The sequence below is a fragment of the Mycobacterium sp. URHB0044 genome (assembly GCF_000620625.1).
GTDB lineage: Bacteria > Actinomycetota > Actinomycetes > Mycobacteriales > Mycobacteriaceae > Mycobacterium.
Genome location: NZ_JIAW01000013.1, coordinates 1 through 21,276 on the forward strand (window position 1 = coordinate 1; position 21,276 = coordinate 21,276).

Genomic DNA, 21,276 nt, shown 5'->3' on the forward strand with positions numbered 1-21,276 from the left:
GGCGCCGGTGTGGACGATTGGGGCGGCGTCTCACCGCTCACCCCCGATCACGTCAACCCGGAGCGGCCGTGGCCCGCGCTGGACGAGCTGGCTGCCGTCACCGCCGAAGCCGGTTACGACCTGGTGCAGCGGCTGACCGCGCAGCCGCAGTACGTGCAGGCCGGCGCGGCGTGGATCGATCCGCGGGTACGCGGGCACGTCGACGCGCTGGCCGACCCGGACACCGGCCTGGCGCGTGACGTCAACCCGGTGGGGCGGCCGTGGCAGGAGCCCGACGAGGCCACCGAGTCACTGGGGCGCACGGATCTGCACACCGCGATCGACTCCGAGGGGCGGCTCACCGAGACCCGCAGCGACCTGGGTAGCGCGTTCGGGGACTGGGAGTCCATTCGCGAGAAGGTGCACGAGCTGGCCGCCCGTGCCCCCGAGCGCGTCGACACCGACGTGCTGGCGGCGCTGCGCTCGGCCGAGCGCGACCCGGCCGGCTGCAGTGACGACGAGTATCTGGCGCTCGCCACGGCCGACGGACCGGCGCTGGAAGCCGTTACGGCACTGGCTGATTCGCTGCGCCGTGACGTGGTCGGCGACGACGTGACGTTCGTGGTCAACCGCAACATCAACTTCACCAACATCTGCTACACCGGCTGCCGGTTCTGCGCGTTCGCCCAGCGCAAGGGCGACGCCGACGCGTACTCGCTGTCGACCGAGGAGGTCGCCAACCGGGCGTGGGAGGCGCACGTCGCCGGCGCCACCGAGGTGTGCATGCAGGGCGGGATCGATCCCGAGCTTCCGGTCACCGGCTACGCCGACCTGGTGCGTGCGGTCAAGGCGAAGGTGCCCTCGATGCACGTGCACGCGTTCACCCCGATGGAGATCTCCAACGGCGTGACCCGCAGCGGCATTTCGACCCGCGAGTGGCTGACCAGCCTGCGCGAGGCCGGGCTGGGCAGCATCCCGGGCACCGCCGCGGAGATCCTCGACGACGAGGTGCGTTGGGTGCTCACCAAGGGCAAGCTGCCGACCTCCGCGTGGATCGAGGTCATCACGACCGCGCACGAGGTGGGCCTGCGGTCGAGCTCGACGATGATGTACGGACACGTCGACACCCCCAAGCACTGGGTCGGACACCTCAACGTGTTGCGCGACATCCAGGACCGCACCGGCGGGTTCACCGAGTTCGTCCCGTTGCCGTTCGTGCACCAGTCCTCGCCGTTGTACCTGGCCGGCGGAGCTCGTCCCGGCCCGACGCACCGCGACAACCGGGCCGTGCACGCGTTGGCCCGGATCATGTTGCACGGCAGGATCGATCACATCCAGACCAGCTGGGTCAAGCTCGGTGTCGAGCGCACGCAGGTGATGCTCACCGGTGGTGCGAACGATCTCGGCGGCACGCTGATGGAGGAGACCATCTCGCGGATGGCCGGCTCCGAGAACGGTTCGGCCAAGACGGCGGCGGAGCTCGCCGCCATCGCCGAGGGGATCGGCCGTCCGGCCCGGCAGCGCACCACCACGTACGCCCCGCTCGCCGCGTAGTCCCCTTCTCCCGCGAGCGCGTGTCTGTCGCACGGCACGCCAGTGTGTGACCTGCAAACGCGCGCGCTCGCGCGCCAATCTGTGGATCGTGCAAGGAAACCCCCCGACTAGGAGCGTCTCTCTTTCGCGCGTGTGGTGTCCATCACATGATGCTGGCATCTGCTGCGAGCAGGAGGTCCATCATGCAGTTGACGCAACTGAGTGTGGTGCTCATCGCGCTGGGTGTGGCAGTTGCCGTTGCCCTGTTGGTGTGGCGCGGGAGGCGACGCCGTCCGGCCGGCGAGGATGCGGAAGCCCGATATCGTCGGGACGCGCACGCCCTACGCAGCGCACGCAAGGTCCGGGCCGCCGTCCCTGGAGATGTCTGGTCGGCCGGGGCTTCGGATGGTCCGCAGTCACGGGCGAAGAAGACCACTGCCTGGGTGGCTGTGGCGTCCACGTGCGGTGGCTGCGGCGGGTGTGGTGGCTGCGGCGGCTGCGGCGGTTGCGGCGGTTGACCCCTACGTTCAGTCAAAGTCATTGGATGGCAACATGAGTGACAAGATGTGGCGTCGGCATGGCACCGGGTTCGATCGGTCGTTCGCTGCGGTGGCAAACCTCGAGCTCCCGCCTGCAGTGTTCAAGACGTGCCCGTGGCAGCCACGCGATCTCGTCGAGACCGGTTTGCGGCAGTGGCTGCGATGTTGCGCGGCCGGGCTGCGTGACCGCCAGGTGATTGGGATGCCATCGCACGCGGTGGACGAGGCATGGCACGGCCTGATTCTGCACACCGCGCACTATCAAGCCTTCTGCACCAAGGCTTACGGACGATTCATGCACCACCACCCGGCCGGCGCTCCAACCGAGGGCATGCCAGCCATGGATCCGATGGACGAGCAGTTGCGGAGGACCGTCATCGCGTGGTCGCTGGTTGCGCGGCCCGGCGAACAGTGTGTCCTCTGGGATCTCGACAACCGTGTCGGAGTGCACCAGCCGTGGGGCCTCGAGCCGGCTCGCATCGAGACGATCGAGCTTGCCGTAGCCAGACTCGGCCCCCGCCTCCGGAATTGATGTACTCCGAACGCCGCGCACGCCGACGAATCTGTGGATCGTGCAAGGAAACACCCGGATGAACCCCACGCCCATTCCATGCGACGTGGCGCGCGTCACATCATGGTCGACACCAACGACAAGAGGAGGCACATCGACATGCAGTCGACGGAGCAGGCCAGTGGCGGATCGCGTCGCACGAGATCCGTTGCCGGCAACGTGATCCGCGGATCGCTCGGCAACCTGATCGAGTGGTACGACTGGTACGCCTATGCGGCGTTCAGCATCTACTTCGCGAGTGTCTTCTTCCCGTCGGGCAATCCGACGGCGCAGCTGTTGAACACCGCTGGCATCTTCGCGGTGGGCTTCCTGATGCGGCCGCTCGGCGGTTGGCTCTTCGGGATGTATGCCGACCGATTCGGGCGCCGAGCGGCACTGACCCTTTCCGTCACCATGATGGGCGTCGGTTCGCTCGCCATCGCCTTGACTCCGGGGTATGGCCAGATCGGTGCGCTGGCACCGATACTGCTCGTCCTCGCGAGGCTGTTGCAGGGGCTGTCACTGGGCGGCGAATACGGAACCTCCGCAACGTATCTCAGCGAGGTGGCGACCCCACACCGCCGCGGGTTCTACTCGTCGTTCCAGTACGTGACGCTGATCGGCGGCCAACTCCTCGCGCTGGGCCTGCAGATCGTCCTGCAGCAGACGCTCACCTCGGCGCAGATGCAGTCGTGGGGCTGGCGAATCTCGTTCGTCGTCGGTGCAATTGCGGCGGTGACGGTCATGTGGCTGCGCCGCACCATGGATGAGTCGGAGAACTACCAGCTCGCTGTCAAGGAAGACACCGAACGGGGCAGCCTGAAGGTCTTGCTCGCGTACCCGCGCGAATGCCTGACCGTCGTCGGCCTCACCTTGGGCGGCACCATCGCCTTCTATACGTTCACCACCTACATGCAGAAGTTCATGATCAACACGACCGGCCTGCCGAAGGAGCAGGTGACGTGGATCAACTTCGTCGCGCTGCTGCTGTTCGTCGGGCTGCAGCCGCTGGTCGGCGCGTTCTCGGATCGCGTCGGCCGTCGCCCTCTGCTGATCGCCTTCGGTATCGGCGCGACACTGGGCACGGTGCCGTTGCTCACCGCGGTCGGTCACGCCGGTTCCGCGCTGTCCGCGTTCGGCCTGATGATGATCGGCCTCGTCATCGTGTCGGGTTACACGTCGATCAATGCGGTGGTCAAGGCGGAGCTCTTCCCCGCTCGGATCCGGGCGCTCGGCGTCGGTCTGCCATACGCGCTGACGGTCGCGATCTTCGGCGGTACGACGGAGTACGTCGCGTTGGGGCTGAAGAACATCGGCCACGAGAATTGGTTCTTCTTCTACGTCGCCGGCTGTGCGTTGATCTCGCTCTTGGTCTACGTCTTCATGGGCGAGTCTTCACGTCGTTCCCACTTGGAACGGGAGACAAAAGAACTCGATGCAGACAGGGCAGAGCCCGCAACCGCCTAGGTGGTTGGGTGCCAGGGTCATACCATCAGCAACATGCAGGTGTTGCTCGTCGAAGACGACGAGGGTGTCGCGTCGGCGCTGGCCGAACTTCTCGGCCAGACCGGCGCGACCGTCGTGCGGACCGGCCGTGGCGCCGACGCTCTGCACCGCGTCAAGGGTTGCGATCTCGTCCTATTGGATCTCGGGCTGCCCGACATGGATGGCCTCGAGGTTTTGCGCACCCTGCGGCGCGCATCGGCCGTGCCCGTGATCATCATGACCGCACGGGACAGTGACGGCGCGGTGGTGCTGGGGCTGCGCGCGGGAGCCGACGACTACTTGGTCAAGCCGGTGCGAAAAGCGGTGCTGCTGGCGCGAATCCAGGCAGTGATGCGGCGCGTCAACCGGTCCGGGAGCGACGCCGCTGCGCATGCCGCGCCGGTGGTGGCCGGTCCCGTGACCATCGACCGGGAGCGCCGAGAAGTCACTTTGGACGGCACCCCACAGACGCTCACGAAGACCGAATTTCAGCTTCTCTCCTTGCTGGCCGGTCGCCAAGGCGAGGCGGTCAGCCGCGAAGAACTGATGCTCGAAGTGTGGGGAACCGCGGTCGTGGGCCGTTCGCGGTCGCTGGACTTCTTCATCGGCCAGGTAAGGGCCAAACTCACCGGCCTTCCGCTGCAGACGGTGCGCGGGTTCGGCTTCCGGCTGGACACCTGACATGGGCCTGCGGGTTCGCATCGTCCTCGTCGTGCTTTCGCTGCTCACCACCGTCGCACTTGCCGTTCCGCTCGCGGTCAGTTCGGCGGCCCGGCGCACTGCAGTGCTCGCCGAGGAGCGGGGCAGGCAACTCACCGCGCTCGCGGATTCGGCCGCCGTGGCAGGCATGCCCGTGCAACCCCTCGTCGACCGCTACTACGACGTCTACGGGGAAGGCGTGCTGATCGTCGACACCGACGGACAGCCGCTTGCCTCGCGTGGACTCAGCACCGACGAATCGGCCGTCGCGTCCGCGGCGAATGGCGCGCTGGTCGATGCGCCCGCGCCACCATGGGCGCGAATCCTGCCCTGGCACCCCGATCCCGTCCTGACTGCCGTGGGTGTGCGACGCGACGGCGAACTGGTCGGCGCCGTCGTGGTGGCGGTGGACACCACGACGGCGGCACGCGATGTCGCCCGCGCCTGGATGTGGGTGGCGTTGGGCTGCTTGGGTTTACTGGCCTTGGCCGTCCTCGCGGCTCGCGCGATCACGAGGTGGGTCCTTCGGCCGCTCGATGGGCTCGAGCGCGCGGTGGCTGAGATGACGGAAGGCGTTGCCGGACCGCCCGTCGACGTCACGGGTCCGCCGGAAGTGCGCCACTTCACCGCCGCCTTCAACACGATGGCACGTGCGGTGCGGGCGTCGCTCGACCGCCAACGCCGACTCGTTGCCGACGCGTCTCATCAACTGCGCAATCCGCTGGCCGCCGTCCGGCTGCGCGCGGACAGCCTGGACCACTACGTAGCGGAGGACGGGCGATCGACGTACGGCTCGATGACCGCGGAGTTGGATCGTTTGGAACACCTCCTGCAGCAGTTGCTCCGACTGGCCCGGGCAGAGGAGGTCAGCGGCAGTCGCAAGGTCGGTCTGCATGCCGCCGTGGCCGAGTCGACCGACCTCGATGACCTCATCGGCGAGCGCATCGCGTTCTGGCAGCCCGTCGCCGAGGGGCAGAATCAGCGACTGCGCCACCACGCCGGCCCCAGGGGTCTCGCAGTCCGGGTCGCCCGCCACGACGTGGAACAACTGCTCGACGTCGCGCTGGACAACGCGCTGCGCTACGCCGGTGCGGACACCACGGTCAGTGTGTCGACCGTGGTGAACGATCAAATGGTGGAGCTGATCGTCAGCGACGACGGACGCGGACTGCCCAGTGCGGACCTGCAACGGGCAGCGATGCGGTTTTGGCGAGGACAGCAGGACGGTGGTGCAGGGACGGGCCTCGGCCTGGCGATAGCCGGCGAGATCGCGTCTGGGTACGGCGGGGCAATCTCGGTGGAGGCGTCGCCGGAGGGCGGCCTGCTCGTCCGTTGTTCGCTCCCCATGGCAGGGGATGAGACGTGATCGACGGGCGATCGGCCGAAATGAGCCGTCGCGCATTCGTTCTCGGGGCCGCTGTGCTGGCGGCCAGCGCGTGCGTCCCCGGCGGTCCACGCGCCAGTGTGCGCCTTGCGGCGGGACAACGGGGCGGGCTCTACATCGCGTTCGCAGCGCTTCTCGCGGAACGCATCCAAGCCCGCTATTCGGGCATCGGCGTCGAGGTGGTTCCCACGGAAGGCAGTGTCGACAACCTCGCGTTGCTGCGGGCTGGTGATGTCGACCTGGGGCTCGCACTGGCCGACGTCACCGAGCAGGATCGGGCCGCAGGTGCGGTGGGCACCGCACCGCCGGCCGTTGCCAGGGTGTACGAAAACTACCTACAGGTCGTGGTGCGTGATTCCGCTGCCGTGCAACGACTCTCAGACCTCGCGGGAAAGAGGGTCTCCGTCGGCGCTGCCGGATCCGGCGCTGCGGCCACCAGCCAGGTGCTGTTCGACACCGCCGGCCTCACCGGTCGCGTCCAGATGTTCGGGTATCCCCTGCAGGAGAGTCTCTCTCGACTCGGGGACGGCACCGTAGACGCACTGGTGTGGTCCGGAGGAGTGCCGACGCCCGCCCTCGCCGAGCTGGACGCCACGGTGCCGCTGCGGATGGTCGACCTCGGCCAGCAGGCGACCTTGATGGCGCGTTCCGGGTACCCCTACCTCGCCCGCCGCGTGCCGACCGTGAACTACGTGCCGCCCGGACTGCGTTCGATCGGCGTGCCGGATCTCCTGCTGTGCCGCCAAGACACGGCGTCCGACGTGGTCGCCGCGGTGGTCGACGTCCTCGCCTCCGAAGCCCCGCGGCTGGTGCCGCCCTACGTCCGCGGGCTGCAGTATCTCGACCCGCCGGCGATGATCCAGACCGGTCGGGTGCCGTTGCACTCGGGCGCGGTGGGTGCGTACCGCAAGCTGCACGGCTGACGTGAATCACCTGAAACGGGCCGGATATCTAGCCGTCGGGTCCGTTGCTGCCAGCCGAACCGTTGCTGCTGCCGGGCGTGCCGGCACCCGCACCGCCGGAACCTGCGGCACCTCCCGGCGCGCCGAGCCCACCGGCACCGCCGTTGCCACCCTGGCCGCCATGACCGACGCCGGCAGTGGAAGTACCGGCACCGCCGACTCCGCCAGGACCGCCTGCTTGTCCCGGCGAGCCGCTGGCGCCGTTGCCGCCGGCGCCCCCGCTGGCCGTCCCTGGGGCCGTGCTGGTGCCGGCGCTGACGGCGCCTCCGCCGTTGCCGCCTGATGCTGCTGCGCCGGGGCCGTTGCCGAGAACGCCGCCCTGGCCCGCGTTCCCGCCGTCGCCGCCAATGGCATCACCGCCATTGGTGACCGCCCGTCCGCCGTTTCCGCCGTCACCGCCGATGCCGGAAACACCGGTGCGCCCACCATCGCCGCCCGCTCCGCCGCTGGTGTTACCGACGCTGGTCTCGACGTTGCCGCCGTTGCCACCGTCGCCGGCATCGCCTGCGACGACCCCGCTTTGGCCGCCATTGCCACCCGCACCGCCGCTTGCATTGCCGGTTACGCTGATGCCACCGCCTCCGGCACCGCCGCTGCCGCCGCTACCCGTCAGCAGGCCACCGTTGCCACCCGTTCCACCATGACCGCCGGTGACGTCGACATCCTCGCTGAGACCCGTAGCGCCTCGACCGCCGTTACCGCCGTCGCCGGAAAGGATGCCACCGTTGCCACCGTTTCCTCCGGCACCGCCGATGGCGACGTCATTGCTCGCGCTGGCCGAACCGCCGGCACCGCCGTTGCCGAACAGGCCTGCGTTGCCGCCATTTCCACCGGCCCGTCCTGCGAGACCGACGCCGCCGTTGCCGCCGTTGCCGAACAGCAAGCCGCCGCGGCCGCCGTTCTGGCCTGGGAGGCCGTCGCCGCCATTGCCGATCAGCAGCCCAGCGTTCTGTCCGGGACCGCCGTTGCTGATGAATATTCCGATGACGCCGCCGATGAGGGTGCCGATCGCGTCACCGGGATTGACTGCGGCCATCGGCACCGGCGCGTCGGCGGTGCCTGGGCTGATCGCCGCCAGGGCCGCGGGGCCGACGAGGCCGGATGGCCCGCCGCCCGGTACCGCCGTTGAGTGTGCGAACACACCGGGAGCGAACATGCTGGGCGTCAACGGGTTCAGCGCGGGTGCCGCGACGCCGATGGTCGTTGCCGCTGTGGTGTGGTCACCAGTGTCCGCGGCCGGCCCGGACCTGGCTGTGCGGCCGACGCCTAGGCTTCCGCCGGGGCGCACCACCATCAGCCGGGGCACCCCACCTGCGGCGAACAGGATGTTGGGTGTGATGACCGCAGCCAACGCCGGAGCCGAAATGCTCACGGGGGTCGTGGATGTGGCCGACGACGCGATGGGCGGCGCGCCTGTCGGCATGGCGGTGCCCGCGCCGGCTAACACGCCCGCCGCCAACACGGCGGTGATCATGGTGGATTGCTTGGTCATGGTCGCTGTCGGAACCTTCCCTCAAGGCAGAGGGTTTCGGTCCTCGGCCGGCTAATCAACTTGGGATGCTTTTCGCAAAGTGTTCGGTACCGCGACCTCGACTCGAAAGGACTCGGTTCACTGAGCGGACCGGCCTTACCAAGGCGGGCAGCGTTGCGGTCGATCAGCTAGCTGCGTATCCGTGGCTTGGCTTCGTTTTGCTTCACAGTCAGCATCGATGACTGCTCGAGCGGTGCCAATGACCGAGAACCCGGAAATCCTGTCCGGAACACCGGATCGCGTGGTGATGTCGGTCGATTGCTTGGCAAGCATTGCTTCTGAAACCTGCCCTCAAGACAGAGGGCGTTGGTCCTCAGCCGCGAATCACCCTGGACGGGTGTGCCGCAGAAGTTTTCGCCACCACGACATCAACGCGAAAGGGCTCGGTGCACTGAGCGGACCGACATCACCCACCGGCACGCCCAAGGTTGCGGGTGATCTCGCGTGTGGCCTTCAGCACCAGCTCGGGCAGTCCGGCAGGCACGGAGGACGTGAGCGAGATGGCGCTGATCGACGCGATCAGCTCACCGTCTGGGCACCGAACCGGGGCGGCCACGCAACACACGCCGGCGAGCACCTCCTGATGGTCGACCACTAGATTCCCGGGCCGGGCAAAATCGGCGTGTGCCTGACGCCACTGCGAGGAAGTGAAACCGGAAGGCGGTTCGTCGTTCGGGCCCCGCTGGGTCAGCCGTAGCAGTAGGCCGCCGGCGTGGGTCGGCGGGATCTCGTCGTATGGCTGCATTCGCGGAACGTCGGTCACCACCCCTCGAGTCGCCGTCACGACCCGGACCCGATCCTCGTGCAGTACCGAGATGGAGACGACGGTCGTGGTCAACGCCGACAACGTCCGCGCTGGCGCACGAGTCGCGCCCTGCAAACCGGGGTGCGGTTGCCAGGCGTTGCCCAGGCGAGCGAGTCCCGGTCCGACGAAGTAGCGGCGGTCGTGGCGCTGCGCCACGCCGAGGTCCACCAGCTGCTCCAAGAGCCGATACGTCGTCGACTTGGGGAGCGCGGCTTGGCGGGCGATCTCCGACAGGCCGACGCCTACCTGCGACTGGGCCAGCACGCCGAGCACTTGAAATGCGCCCTCAAGCACGCCACGTCCACCGAGATTCCCAGCAGAAGCCAAGCCGGTGATTATCTGGCCGACGTCTGGGTCAGCCCCGTCGCGACCACCCGTGTCCACAATGGAGCCTCGTTCCCGGCTGCAAACGCGCAGCTCGAGGAGCATACTGCCTGGTCTGCCCCCAATGCGATCGAACGTAAGCACCCACGGACGAGGCAGGTTCGATCCGGATGCGCGTCCACGACGTATATAGGGGGAGACGACCATTGCGGCGTCCGATCCGCCGAGCCGAGGAGCAAGTGTGTGACCACCATTAGCGGGTTGCCCGCCCATGTCTTGTTCGTGCACGCCATCGTCGTGCTGGCGCCGCTCACCGCGGTGTTGGAGATGCTGTGCGGCGTGTGGCCCGCCGCGCGTCGCCGATTGGTGTGGCTCGTCGTGGCGCTCGCCGCGGTGACGGCCGTGCTCACTCCGCTGACGACGGAGGCCGGCGAGTGGCTGTACGACCAGCGGCCCCAGGTCAGCCCTATGCTCGCGGAGCACGCCTTGCGAGGCGGGTGGATGATCTACTTCTCGGTCGCGCTGCTGGTGGTGGCGGTGGCTCTGGCGGTGTTGCACCTGCTCGAGGGGCGGTCGGACAAGCCGAGGACCGTGGCGACCGTCGTGGTGGCGGTCGTCGCCCTTGCCGTCGGCGTGTCGTCGATCGTGACCGTGGTGCGAATCGGGGACTCCGGCGCGCAGTCCGTGTGGGGCGGCGGCTGAGCGTCGGTCAGCCGTTTGGGCGGCGGCGTGCTAGTCAGGAGTGTGACTTCACCCCAGACGCACACTGCTGACGGACGACCGCGGGCCCGTGGGCTCGGGATCGACCTGCCCGGCGAGCCAGGACCGCTCAACGCGATCACCGACGTCGCCGGCGTCGAGGTCGGAGCCGTCACCCTGATCGACGGGGAGGGTCCGCTGGAGGTCGGTCGGGGACCGGTGCGCACCGGTGTCACCGCCATCCTGCCGCGCGGGCGTGACGGCGTCGGGCAACCGTGCGCGGCGGGCTGGTTCTCACTGAACGGCAACGGCGAGATGACCGGCACGACGTGGATCGAAGAGTCCGGCGCCTTCAATCTGCCTGTGGTGCTGTCGAATACGCATGCCGTTGGCTCCTGTCACACCGGGGTGGTGAGTTGGGTGAACCGGGTGCATCCAATGGTCGCTCGACAATGGCTGCTACCCGTCTGCGCCGAGACGTGGGACGGCTACCTGAACGACATCAACGGCAACCACGTGCGGCCCGAACACGTCGAAGCCGCGCTCGATGCCGCCGTGTCAGGCCCGGTGCCCGAGGGATCCGTCGGCGGCGGCACCGGAATGAACTGCTACGAATTCAAGGGCGGCAACGGCACCGCGTCCAGGGTCGTGCGGTACGGCTCGCACGACTTCACCGTGGCGGCGTTCGTGCAGGCGAACTTCGGCTCGCGCAGCGAGCTCACCGTGGCGGGCAGGTACGTCGGTGCGCTGCTCGCCGACGACAACCCACTCGACGAGGACTGGTTCGCGGCGGACCTCGGCGTGCGGCCACCGCCCGGTGCGGGGTCGGTGATCGCCATCGTCGCGACCGACGCGCCGCTGCTGCCAGGACAGTGCAAGGCGCTGGCCCGCCGGGTGCCGCTGGGGCTGGCGCGGACGGGCACCGCGGGCAGCCACTTCTCGGGCGACATCTTCCTCGCGTTCTCGACGGCCGACGCCCCCGGCCTGCAGAGCGCCTTTCCGCTCGGCCCGCCCGGCGACGACGAGTTCGGCACGATGCGCTTCATCCCGTGGGGCCGGATGGATGCGTTCTATGCCGGCGTCGTGCAGGCCGTCGAAGAAGCCGTGCTCAACGCGCTGGTCGTGAACGACGACATGGTCGGCCGGGACGGTCACCGGTCACCTCGGCTGCCCCTCGACCGCCTGACGGAGATGCTCGCCTGAAAAATCCGGACCGGAGTCCGGAACAAATTCGGACTGTGGTCCGTTTGGACTGGGTGAGGCGCCGGGAAGGCCGGCGCTCCCAGCCAAGGAGAACGACATGACCGCAGCAGTAGCGACCGACCTGAGCACCGGCACCTGGGCCATCGACCCCGCACACTCGTCGATCGGCTTCTCGGTTCGCCACCTCGTGGTGAGCAAGGTCCGCGGCACCTTCGAATCGTTCAGCGGCGCGATCGTCGTCGCCGAGGACGGCACTCCTTCGGTGAGCGCCGAGATCGCGGTCGACTCGATCCACACCGGCAACGAGCAGCGCGACGAGCACCTGAAGGCCGCTGACTTCTTCGACGCCGCCAACCATCCGACCGCTACCTTCGTCTCGACCGGCGTGCGCGCCGATGGCGACAACTACCTGCTCGACGGTGACTTCACCCTCAAGGGCATCACCAAGCCCGTCACGCTGGCGCTGGAGTTCGACGGGGTCAACCCGGGCATGGGACACGGTGAGGTGGCCGGCTTCGAGGCCTCGGTCGTCTTGAACCGCAAGGACTTTGGCATCGACATCGACATGCCGCTGGAGACCGGTGGCGCCGTCGTCGGCGACAAGGTCACCATCACGCTCCAGATTGAGGCGCTCAAGCAGGCCTGAGTTACAGCTTCGCGGCGAGCTCGGTGCCTTGGCGGATCGCACGCTTGGCATCGAGCTCGGCCGCGACGGCCGCACCGCCGATGACGTGGGGCTCGATACCGTTGCGGCGCAGTCCTTCCTCGAGATCACGCACTGGCTCCTGGCCGGCGCAGATGATCACGTTGTCGACTTCGAGCAGCCGCCGATCGGAGTGGTCGGGCCCGAAGCTGATGTGCAGGCCGTCGTCGTCGATGCGCTCGTAGTTGACGCCCGACAGCTGATGCACGCCCTTGGCCTTCAGCGACGCGCGGTGCACCCAGCCCGACGTCTTGCCGAGTCCACGGCCCTGCGGCCCCTTCGTCCGCTGTAGCAAGTAGACCTCGCGGGCGGGCGGCGCAGGCAGGGGAGTGGTGAGTGCGCCGCGGGCCTCCTGCGGATCGACGACACCCCACTCGGCCTTCCACTCCTTGAGGTTCAGCGTCGGTGATTCGTCCACGACGAGGAACTCGCTGACGTCGAAGCCGACCCCACCAGCGCCGACCACCGCCACGGTCTTGCCGACGGGCTTTCCGGTGATGGCTTCGGCGTAGGACAGCACCATCGGGTGATCGATGCCGGGGATGTCGGGCATCCGCGGCGACACGCCAGTCGCCAGCACGACGTCGTCGAACCCGGCCAGCTCGTCGACGCCCGCTCGGGTCGCGAGCCGCACGTCGACGCCGTGCTTGTCGAGCATCCGGGTGTAGTAGCGGATGGTCTCCGCGAACTCCTCCTTGCCGGGAATCCGTCGTGCCAAGTCGAATTGGCCGCCGATCGTGCTGCTCGCCTCGAAGAGCGTGACGTGGTGGCCGCGCTCGGCCGCCGTCACTGCCGCCGACAGACCCGCGGGTCCGGCGCCGACCACCGCGACCCGTTTGGCGCGCCGCGTCGGTCCCAGCACCAGCGTGGTCTCGTGGCCTGCCCGCGGATTGAGCAGGCAGGACACCGTCTTGTGCACGAAGGCGTGGTCGAGGCAGGCCTGGTTGCAGGCGATGCAGGTGTTGATCTCGTCGGCAGCGCCGGCTAGTGCCTTGTTCACCCAGTCTGGGTCCGAGAGCAACGGGCGCGCCATCGAGATCAACCGCACCTGGCCATCGGCGAGGATCTGCTCGCACGCCTCGGGCATGTTGATCCGGTTCGACGCCACCACCGGAATGCCGACGTGCTCGGCCACCGCGTTACTGACGTCGACGAACGCGCCGTTGGGCACCGACGTCACGATGGTGGGCACGCGGGCTTCGTGCCAGCCGAAGCCCGAGTTGATCATGGTAGCCCCGGCGGTCTCGACTTCCGTTGCCAGCGCGACGATCTCATCCCACGTCTGGCCGCCCTCGACGTAGTCGGCCATCGACATGCGGTAGCAGATGATGAAGTCCTCACCGACCGCGGCACGGGTCCGGCGCACGATCTCCACCGGCATGCGGCGCCGCTTCTCGGCGGTGCCGCCCCAGGCGTCGGTGCGCTTGTTGGTCCTCGGCGCGAGGAACTGGTTGAGCAGATACCCTTCGCTGCCCATGATCTCGACGCCGTCGTAGCCGGCCTCGCGGGCCAGCAGCGCACAGCGCACGAAGTCGTCGATGGTGCCGTTGACGTCCCGCAGCTTGCGCGGCCGGAACGGATTGATCGGCGCCTTGATCGACGACGCGCTGACCGAGAGTGGGTGGTACGCATAGCGTCCGGCGTGCAGTATCTGCAGCAGGATCTTGGCGCCCTCATCGTGGACGGCCTTCGTGATGCGACGGTGTCGCCGGGCTTCCGACGAGGACACCAGCTGCGCGGCGAACGGAAGCAGCCACCCGGTGCGGTTGGGGGCATAGCCGCCGGTGATGATGAGCCCCACTCCGCCGCGAGCGCGCTCGGCGAAATACGTTGCCAGCCGGTCGATGTCGCGGCTGCGGTCCTCCAGCCCGGTGTGCATCGAACCCATGACCACGCGGTTGCGCAGTGTGGTGAAGCCGAGGTCCAACGGCGACAACAGGTTCGGATACGGGTGTTCAGGCATGTGTTCCTCCCAATGCGGTCAGCACTTCGTCGAGCCAGTCGACCGAGCCTTCCTCGGCGCGGATACCGCCTCGCAGCACCAGATACTGATGTAGGGCTGCACCGTGCAATCCGGCCGGATCGGGAAATTGGCGTTTCGCGAAATTCAGGTAGGTGTCCAGCAATTCGGCGCGTTCGCGCCGCAAACCGGCCACCTGGTGACGAACCGCGGCGAGCGTCGACTCGTCGCCGTACGCGGCGCCGCGGATCTTCACCGCCAGCTCGCGGGTCCGGGCGTCGGTGACGGAGCTGCCTCGGCCGGACAGTGGTTCGGCGATCCAGCGGATCAACTCGGCGCGGCCGGCCTCGGTCACCCCGTACACCTTCTTGTCCGGCCTGCCGTGTTGCTCGACGACGTCGACGTGCACCCAGCCGTCGTCCTCCATGGCGCGCAGCGTCCGGTAGATCTGCTGATGAGTGGCGGACCAGAAGTAGCCGATGGACCGGTCGAACCGGCGGGCCAGCTCGTAACCGGAGCCGGCCTGCTCACTCAGCGACACCAGGATCGCGTGGGGCAGGGCCATCTCGGCAGCGTAGGTGATACCGGGAGTCCTATGCAACTAGTTGCACAGCATCGGATCGGCAGCCGGTGTGGCGACTGGTCGACTTGTATCTGCAACGTCTAGTATCAGTAACCACGCGCGCCACCCGTCATACGGGCGGCGCGCAAAGTTAGGGCACACTGAGACAGGCGTCCAGGTTTGCGCAACGCATACTTGCGGCGGCTCCTCACCGAGCCCGAACAGACTGAACCAACCGGCAGCCCTAACAGGAGTCGAGGAGACCTTCGTGACGTACACGATCGCCGAACCTTGCGTCGATATCAAAGACAAGGCATGCATCGAGGAATGCCCTGTCGATTGCATCTACGAGGGCGCCCGCATGCTGTACATCCACCCCGACGAGTGCGTGGATTGCGGTGCCTGCGAGCCCGTCTGCCCCGTCGAGGCGATCTACTACGAGGACGACGTCCCCGACCAGTGGAGCGGCTACACCCAGATCAACGCCGACTTCTTCGCCGAGCTCGGCTCGCCGGGTGGCGCTTCCAAGGTCGGGCAGACCGACAACGACCCGCAGGCCGTGAAGGATTTGCCGCCGCAGGGCGAGGACTGACCAACGGCCAGGTCGCTCACCGGTCCGGTTTCCGGATCGCTGCCCGTATTTCCCTGGGACACCCTCGCCGACGTCACCGCTGCGGCCAAGGCCCATCCCGGCGGCATCGTCGACCTGTCGGTCGGCACGCCGGTGGACCCGGTCGCCAAGCTGATCCGCCAGGCACTCGCTGACGCGAGCGGCGCGCCTGGCTACCCGACCACGGCGGGCACTCCCGCCCTGCGCGCCTCCGCGACGGCGGCACTGCGCCGCCGCTACGGCATCACCGACCTCGCCGACGACGCGGTGCTCCCGGTGATCGGCACCAAGGAACTGATCGCCTGGCTGCCCACCCTGCTCGGTTACGGGGCGGATGACCTCGTCGTGGTGCCGGAGCTGGCTTACCCGACGTACGACGTCGGTGCCCGCCTGGCCGGCGCGCAGGTCGCCCACGCCGACTCGCTCACCCAACTCGGACCGCGCGTCCCGAAGCTGGTGTACGTCAATTCGCCGAGCAACCCCACCGGCGCCGTTCTCGGCGTCGAACACCTCCGCAAGGTCGTCGGCTGGGCGCGTGACCGAGGTGTGCTCGTCGCCTCCGACGAGTGCTATCTCGGGCTGGGCTGGGAGGTCGAGCCCGTGTCGGTGCTGCATCCGTCGGTCTGCGACGGCGACCACACCGGCCTGCTCGCGATGCACTCGCTGTCGAAGACGTCGTCCCTTGCCGGTTACCGCGCCGGCTTCGTCGCCGGTGATCCTGCCGTCGTCGCCGAGCTGTTGGCCGTGCGCAAGCACGCCGGGATGATGGTCCCGACGCCGGTGCAGGCCGCCATGGTCGCGGCGCTCGACGACGACGCCCACGAGAAGGAGCAGAAGGAGCGCTATGCGCGCCGACGTGTCGCTCTGCTGCGTGCGGTGCGCGACGCCGGCTTCACCGTCGACCACTCCGATGCCGGCCTCTACCTCTGGGCGACGCGCGGCGAGCCGTGCCGAGACACGCTCGCGTGGCTGGCGCAACGCGGCATCCTCGTCGCCCCTGGCGAGTTCTACGGGCCGCGCGGCGCCGAGTACGTGCGGATTGCCCTGACCGCCACCGACGAGCGCATCGACGCCGCGGTGGCACGCCTGGCGGCCTAGCCGTGCCAGAGGGCGCCATCGCCGGACCACACGGTTCGATCCACTACCGCACCGTCGGTGACGGGAATGCGGTGCCGCTGTTGGTGATTCACGGTGGACCCGGCATGCCGCACGACTACCTGCGTGACCTGGACGCGCTGGCCGACGAGCGGCAGGTGGTCTACTACGACCAGATCGGCTGCGGCAGATCCGACCGGCCCGAGGACTCCGCGCTCTGGACGCTGGGCACCTTCGTCGACGAGATCGACACCGTACGCAGCGCGTTGGGCCTCGACCGGGTCCACCTGCTCGGCCAGTCCGCAGGCGGCTGGGTTGCCCTCGAGTACGCACTGCGCGACCCGTCCGGGCTCGTCAGCCTGCATCTGGCCAACACCTGCGCGAGCATCCCCACCTTCGAGCGCGAGGTCGCGGCGCTGAAGGACGCACTGCCCGACGGGGCCGGCGCCGTCATCGACTGCCACGAATCAGCCGGAACCACAACGGATCCCGAGTACCTGGCCGCCTTCGCGCTGTTCAACCGACTACACCTGATGGGTAGCGACGCCGTCCCCGAGCACGTGCGGACCGCGCTGGCCGGCATGAACGAGGCGGTCTACGCGGCGATGATCGGCGCGGAGTGGAAGTTCACCGGCACGATGGCAGGCTGGGACGTCACGGATCGACTCGGCGAACTGGACCTTCCGGTACTGGTGACGTCCGGTCGCCACGACGAGATGACGCCCGGCTGCGTCCGGCCGATGGTCGATGCGATCCCCGGCGCGCGGTGGCACGTCTTCGAGGCGTCCGCCCATCTGCCCATGGTCACGGAGACCGACGCGTTCATTCGGACGGTGCGGCAGTTCCTGGCGTCGGTGTGACCGAGGGATCGGGTCAGCGCGGCCCGTAGGCCGGCCACTCGATCATGGGACAGCGGTCCATCACCACGGTGAGGCCGGCGGCCATGGCCCGTTCGGCGGCGGCTTCGTCGACCACCCTCAGCGGCGTCCACACGCCGGCAGCCCCGATCTCGACGGCCTCGTCGAAGTGTGGGCCTGCGAATTCCGAACGGCGGTAGACCGCCACGACGTCCACCGGGAACGGGATGTCGCCCAGCCTGGCGTATCCGCGTTCCCCGAGGACCGACTGGGCGCTGGGGTGAACGGGCACGCAGCGCACGCCACGAGGGCTCAGGAAGTCCGCCATCTCGAACGCGGTGCGATAGGGGTCGTCGGTCAACCCGACGAACGCCCAGGTCTTCGCGGCCAGGAGTCGACGGATGGCCTCCGGGTTGCTGTGCGTCGTCGCTGTGGTCACGGCATCTCTCCTCTCACCAACTGGTTTCCGCGTACCCCTCGGAGGCTCGGTCAACCCGTCGCGCGCAGGCTCAACGAAAGCAACAGTCGCACATCGGCATCGGCAAGTGACGTGCCCAGCGTCTCCTCGAGCCTGCGGATGCGGTAGCGCACCGTATTGGGGTGTACGTGCAGCCACTGGGCCGCGGCGGCGACGTCACCGAAGCTGTCCAGGTAGGCCCGCAACGTCTCGGCCAGGACGGCGTCCTTCTCGCGGAGTTCGCGCACCCGCGGGTCGATCAGCCGTTCGTCGGCGCCGATCATCGTGACGATCTCGTCGAGCAGGACCGTCGTGCGCGCCTCCGCGAGGGAGGTGACCTGCCCGATGGCACCGGGATGGCGCCCCGCGCTGTCGAGTACCCGGTCCACCTCGGCGCGCGCGGCGGCGACCGCGCTCAGTCCCGTTGCGGGCGTGGCGATCACGGCCCGCAGCTCGAGGCCCAACTCGGTGCGCAGCGCCCCGATCGTGCCGCGGATCCACGACGTCACCGATGCGGCACGGCCGGTGTGCGGGAACAACACGTAGACCCGCGATCCGCTCGCTGCCACCTGCGCGTCGTGCCGAAACGCGCTGGCGCTCAACGCGAGAACGTCTGCCAACCGTGACGGCGCGTCGGTGGCGCAGTCGAAGCCGACGACGGCGGCGCGTCCGTCGGCGACGATGCCGAGGTCGCGGGCGAGTTCGGCGACGGGCGTTTCGTCACCGCCACCCAGGCCCAACAGTTCCTGCACCTGCACGGCATGCGTCGAGGGCGTCGCTGCCAGCCGCGACATGATCCTGGCGGCCAGCACCGCTGCGCCCCGCAGCACCTCGTCGGCGTCGTCGGCGAGCGGACGCGACCCCTCCTGTACCCAGATGGTGCCGACGAACATGGCGGCGCGGCGCCGATCCGTGCCGGGCTGGTGGATGCCGATGGCGCGGCGTGGCCGCAACCCCAGCTCGGGGCGCTCGGCGACGCGGACGACGTCGTCGCGGGCGCGCAGGGCGTCGAAGATGCCCCACTGGCCGATCCATGCGAGGTGCTCGGGTGGGCCCGCGCGTCCCAGGATCGAGAGCCGCCGCAGCTCGTCGGCCTCGTCGTTGGAGGCGGAGTAGGCCAACACGTGCGACTGGGCGTCCTCGATGCTGACCATGCCGTGGGTGCGGTCGGCGATCGACTGTGCGAGGCCGAATAGGTCGGTGCCCGAGTCGTACATCGGATCGCCGTGGTCGCCGTGATGTTCGAAGACGTGATCGACCAACCGGTAGAGGCGCTCCCAGCGCGCCCGCGGTTCGACGGCCACGACCGCCGTCCCCGCCGCGACGGCCCGCGCCACCACGGCGGCGGCGGGCTCCTTGACGAAGAGGGCCGCGGGGACGCGCCGTTTGACCTGCTGGTCGAGCCAGCCGACCGCGTCGTCGTCGCTGATGCCGAGCAGGAAGAACACGTCGGCCGAACCCGAACCCGCCGCCAGACCGAGCCGGACGTCGTCGCCATCGATGAGTGCGGCCGACGCGACGGGCAGGTCCAACCCTCGCGGCGCCTCGACCAAGGTCACCATGGTTGCGTCCAGCGCCAGGATCAGCTGACCGAGGCTCACGCCGGACTTCATCATGTTGTGTGATCTTACCGACACTATGGGCAGAGCTTGTCCGATCGGCCAAAGGTTCGCGGACCGGAGTGCGAGATCGTTGTGCATATGAACGCCTTCGCCGCCATCACCGACGTCCCGGCGCCGTCCAACGAGCCGGTCCGCGAATATGCCCCAGGCAGCCCCGAACGCGCCCGCCTGACCGCCGCGCTGGACGCGCTCGTCGGCGACGCCATCGACCTTCCCCACGTCATCGGCGGCACGCACGCCATGAGCGACGGGGAGCGCATCGACGTGGTGCAACCGCACCGCCACGGTGCGGTACTCGGCACGCTGACCAACGCCGGGCACGCCGAAGCCGCTGCCGCGGTCGACGCTGCCATCGCCGCCAAGGACGCATGGGCGGCGACCCCGTTCGACGAGCGGGCCGCGGTGTTCCTGCGTGCCGCCGATCTGCTGGCCGGCCCCTGGCGCGAGAAGTTGTGCGCGGCGACCATGCTCGGCCAGTCCAAGTCGGCGTATCAGGCCGAGATCGACGCGGCGTGCGAACTCATCGACTTCTGGCGGTTCAACGTCGCGTTCGCCCGGCAGATCCTGGCACAACAGCCGGTCAGCGCGAGCGGGGTTTGGAACCGCACCGACTACCGTCCGCTCGAGGGTTTCGTCTACGCCATCACGCCGTTCAACTTCACGGCCATCGCGGGCAACCTCCCGACCGCGCCCGCGTTGATGGGCAACACCGTCGTGTGGAAACCGTCCGTCACCCAGACGTTCTCGGCGTACCTGACCATGCAGCTACTCGAGGCTGCGGGCCTGCCGCCCGGCGTGATCAACCTGGTCACCGGTGACGGCTACGCGGTCTCCGACGTGGTGCTCGCCGATCCGCGGCTCGCCGGCATCCACTTCACCGGATCGACCCCGACGTTCCAGCACCTGTGGCGCGAGGTCGGCACCAACATCGACCGCTACCACACCTATCCGCGGCTGGTCGGCGAGACGGGCGGCAAGGACTTCGTGGTCGCACATGCATCGGCACGGCCAGACGTGTTGCGCACGGCGCTGATTCGCGGTGCCTTCGACTACCAGGGGCAGAAGTGCTCGGCGGCATCGCGGGCGTTCGTCCCGCGATCGGTGTGGCAGCGGATGGGCGACGACTTCCTCGGCGCGACAGAGGCACTGACCTACGGCGACGTCACCGACCTGTCCAACTACGGCGGCGCGCTGATCGACGACCGCTCCTTCGCCAAGAACGTGGCAGCCATCGAACGCGCCAAGAGCGCGCCCGGCGTCACCATTGCCACAGGCGGCGAATACGACGACGCCCAAGGTTACTTCGTGCGGCCCACCGTGCTGCTGTCCGACGACCCGACCGACGAGGCGTTCCGCAACGAGTACTTCGGCCCGATCCTCGCCGTGCACGTGTACGACGACGACCGCTTCGAGGACGTGCTCGGCATCATCGACGGCGGATCCAAGTACGGCCTCACCGGTGCGGTGATCGCCGACGACCGGTCGGCTGTGCTGACGGCCCAGAACCGGTTGCGGTACGCCGCAGGCAACTTCTACGTCAACGACAAGCCCACCGGCGCCGTCGTCGGCCAGCAGCCGTTCGGTGGGTCGCGCGGCTCGGGCACCAATGACAAGGCGGGCTCGGCGCAGAACCTGCTGCGGTGGACGTCCGCCCGCTCCATCAAGGAGACGTTCGTTCCGCCCACCAACCACACCTACCCACACATGGAGGCGTGAC

The 21,276-nt window shown here is 68.6% G+C and carries 20 protein-coding genes; 14 read left to right on the top strand and 6 right to left on the bottom strand.

Going from position 1 to position 21,276, the window contains the following annotated elements:
- From cofH to N536_RS0123840, 7 genes are all read left to right on the top strand, one after another.
- Positions 1-1,533, top strand: a 1,533-nt coding sequence (cofH, locus tag N536_RS0123815; protein WP_029115903.1) for a 5-amino-6-(D-ribitylamino)uracil--L-tyrosine 4-hydroxyphenyl transferase CofH, incomplete at its 5' end; no start/stop codon positions are given.
- Positions 1,534-1,715: 182 nt separating this feature from the next.
- Positions 1,716-2,030 (top strand): hypothetical protein, encoded by a 315-nt coding sequence (locus N536_RS41680; RefSeq protein WP_155948702.1) that lies wholly within the window; start codon positions 1,716-1,718, stop codon positions 2,028-2,030.
- Between the two features lie 34 nt (positions 2,031-2,064).
- The gene (locus N536_RS0123820) at positions 2,065-2,583 is read left to right on the top strand and encodes a hypothetical protein (RefSeq protein ID WP_231514616.1); all 519 of its coding nucleotides are present in this window, start codon (positions 2,065-2,067) and stop codon (positions 2,581-2,583) included.
- 138 nt (positions 2,584-2,721) lie between these two features.
- Positions 2,722-4,068 (top strand): MFS transporter, encoded by a 1,347-nt coding sequence (locus tag N536_RS39315; RefSeq protein ID WP_036437518.1) that lies wholly within the window; start codon positions 2,722-2,724, stop codon positions 4,066-4,068.
- A 33-nt stretch (positions 4,069-4,101) separates the two neighbouring features.
- The gene (locus N536_RS0123830; RefSeq protein WP_029115905.1) at positions 4,102-4,767 is read left to right on the top strand and encodes a response regulator transcription factor; all 666 of its coding nucleotides are present in this window, start codon (positions 4,102-4,104) and stop codon (positions 4,765-4,767) included.
- A 1-nt stretch (position 4,768) separates the two neighbouring features.
- Positions 4,769-6,151 carry a HAMP domain-containing sensor histidine kinase gene (locus N536_RS0123835; protein ID WP_029115906.1) on the top strand — a complete coding sequence of 461 codons (1,383 nt, stop codon included), beginning with the start codon at positions 4,769-4,771 and terminating at the stop codon, positions 6,149-6,151.
- Complete coding sequence (locus N536_RS0123840) at positions 6,148-7,092, top strand: TAXI family TRAP transporter solute-binding subunit (RefSeq protein ID WP_029115907.1); 945 nt, start codon at positions 6,148-6,150, stop codon at positions 7,090-7,092. The genes N536_RS0123835 and N536_RS0123840 overlap by 4 nt, the downstream gene beginning before the upstream one ends.
- Before the next feature lie 28 nt (positions 7,093-7,120).
- Here the strand turns inward: N536_RS0123840 and N536_RS43450 are convergent, their stop codons facing one another.
- Both N536_RS43450 and N536_RS39325 read right to left on the bottom strand, forming a co-directional pair.
- Positions 7,121-8,623 carry a PGRS repeat-containing protein gene (locus N536_RS43450; protein ID WP_051574732.1) on the bottom strand — a complete coding sequence of 501 codons (1,503 nt, stop codon included), beginning with the start codon at positions 8,621-8,623 and terminating at the stop codon, positions 7,121-7,123.
- A 445-nt stretch (positions 8,624-9,068) separates the two neighbouring features.
- Positions 9,069-9,794, bottom strand: coding sequence for an IclR family transcriptional regulator (locus N536_RS39325; protein WP_197040221.1), 726 nt, complete (start codon positions 9,792-9,794; stop codon positions 9,069-9,071).
- A 240-nt stretch (positions 9,795-10,034) separates the two neighbouring features.
- Between N536_RS39325 and N536_RS0123855 the strand changes: the two genes are divergently transcribed.
- From N536_RS0123855 to N536_RS0123865, 3 genes are all read left to right on the top strand, one after another.
- Complete coding sequence (locus tag N536_RS0123855; protein WP_029115908.1) at positions 10,035-10,493, top strand: DUF2231 domain-containing protein; 459 nt, start codon at positions 10,035-10,037, stop codon at positions 10,491-10,493.
- A 42-nt stretch (positions 10,494-10,535) separates the two neighbouring features.
- A complete protein-coding gene (locus tag N536_RS0123860) occupies positions 10,536-11,693 on the top strand; it encodes a P1 family peptidase (RefSeq protein ID WP_029115909.1) in 1,158 nt (385 codons plus the stop codon).
- Between the two features lie 97 nt (positions 11,694-11,790).
- On the top strand, positions 11,791-12,339 hold the full coding sequence (locus N536_RS0123865) for a YceI family protein (RefSeq protein ID WP_029115910.1): 549 nt from the start codon (positions 11,791-11,793) through the stop codon (positions 12,337-12,339).
- A 1-nt stretch (position 12,340) separates the two neighbouring features.
- Here N536_RS0123865 and N536_RS0123870 read toward each other — a convergent pair whose 3' ends face one another.
- Both N536_RS0123870 and N536_RS0123875 read right to left on the bottom strand, forming a co-directional pair.
- Positions 12,341-14,359, bottom strand: coding sequence for an NADPH-dependent 2,4-dienoyl-CoA reductase (locus tag N536_RS0123870; protein WP_029115911.1), 2,019 nt, complete (start codon positions 14,357-14,359; stop codon positions 12,341-12,343).
- Positions 14,352-14,921 (bottom strand): PadR family transcriptional regulator, encoded by a 570-nt coding sequence (locus N536_RS0123875; RefSeq protein ID WP_029115912.1) that lies wholly within the window; start codon positions 14,919-14,921, stop codon positions 14,352-14,354. The genes N536_RS0123870 and N536_RS0123875 overlap by 8 nt, the downstream gene beginning before the upstream one ends.
- 265 nt (positions 14,922-15,186) lie before the next feature.
- Between N536_RS0123875 and fdxA the strand changes: the two genes are divergently transcribed.
- Genes fdxA through N536_RS0123890 form a run of 3 tightly spaced genes read left to right on the top strand, consistent with a single transcriptional unit; the run spans position 15,187 to position 17,483 of the window.
- The gene (fdxA, locus tag N536_RS0123880) at positions 15,187-15,510 is read left to right on the top strand and encodes a ferredoxin (protein WP_029115913.1); all 324 of its coding nucleotides are present in this window, start codon (positions 15,187-15,189) and stop codon (positions 15,508-15,510) included.
- A gap of 39 nt (positions 15,511-15,549) precedes the next feature.
- Positions 15,550-16,626, top strand: coding sequence for a succinyldiaminopimelate transaminase (gene dapC / locus N536_RS0123885; RefSeq protein ID WP_029115914.1), 1,077 nt, complete (start codon positions 15,550-15,552; stop codon positions 16,624-16,626).
- Between the two features lie 2 nt (positions 16,627-16,628).
- The gene (locus tag N536_RS0123890) at positions 16,629-17,483 is read left to right on the top strand and encodes a proline iminopeptidase-family hydrolase (RefSeq protein WP_029115915.1); all 855 of its coding nucleotides are present in this window, start codon (positions 16,629-16,631) and stop codon (positions 17,481-17,483) included.
- Between the two features lie 13 nt (positions 17,484-17,496).
- Here N536_RS0123890 and N536_RS0123895 read toward each other — a convergent pair whose 3' ends face one another.
- Positions 17,497-17,919, bottom strand: coding sequence for a CoA-binding protein (locus N536_RS0123895; RefSeq protein WP_029115916.1), 423 nt, complete (start codon positions 17,917-17,919; stop codon positions 17,497-17,499).
- A gap of 50 nt (positions 17,920-17,969) precedes the next feature.
- On the bottom strand, positions 17,970-19,553 hold the full coding sequence (locus N536_RS0123900; RefSeq protein ID WP_029115917.1) for a CdaR family transcriptional regulator: 1,584 nt from the start codon (positions 19,551-19,553) through the stop codon (positions 17,970-17,972).
- Between the two features lie 84 nt (positions 19,554-19,637).
- On the opposite strand from N536_RS0123900, the gene pruA reads away from it, so the two are divergent.
- Complete coding sequence (gene pruA / locus N536_RS0123905) at positions 19,638-21,275, top strand: L-glutamate gamma-semialdehyde dehydrogenase (RefSeq protein WP_029115918.1); 1,638 nt, start codon at positions 19,638-19,640, stop codon at positions 21,273-21,275.
- Position 21,276: the final 1 nt, after the last annotated feature.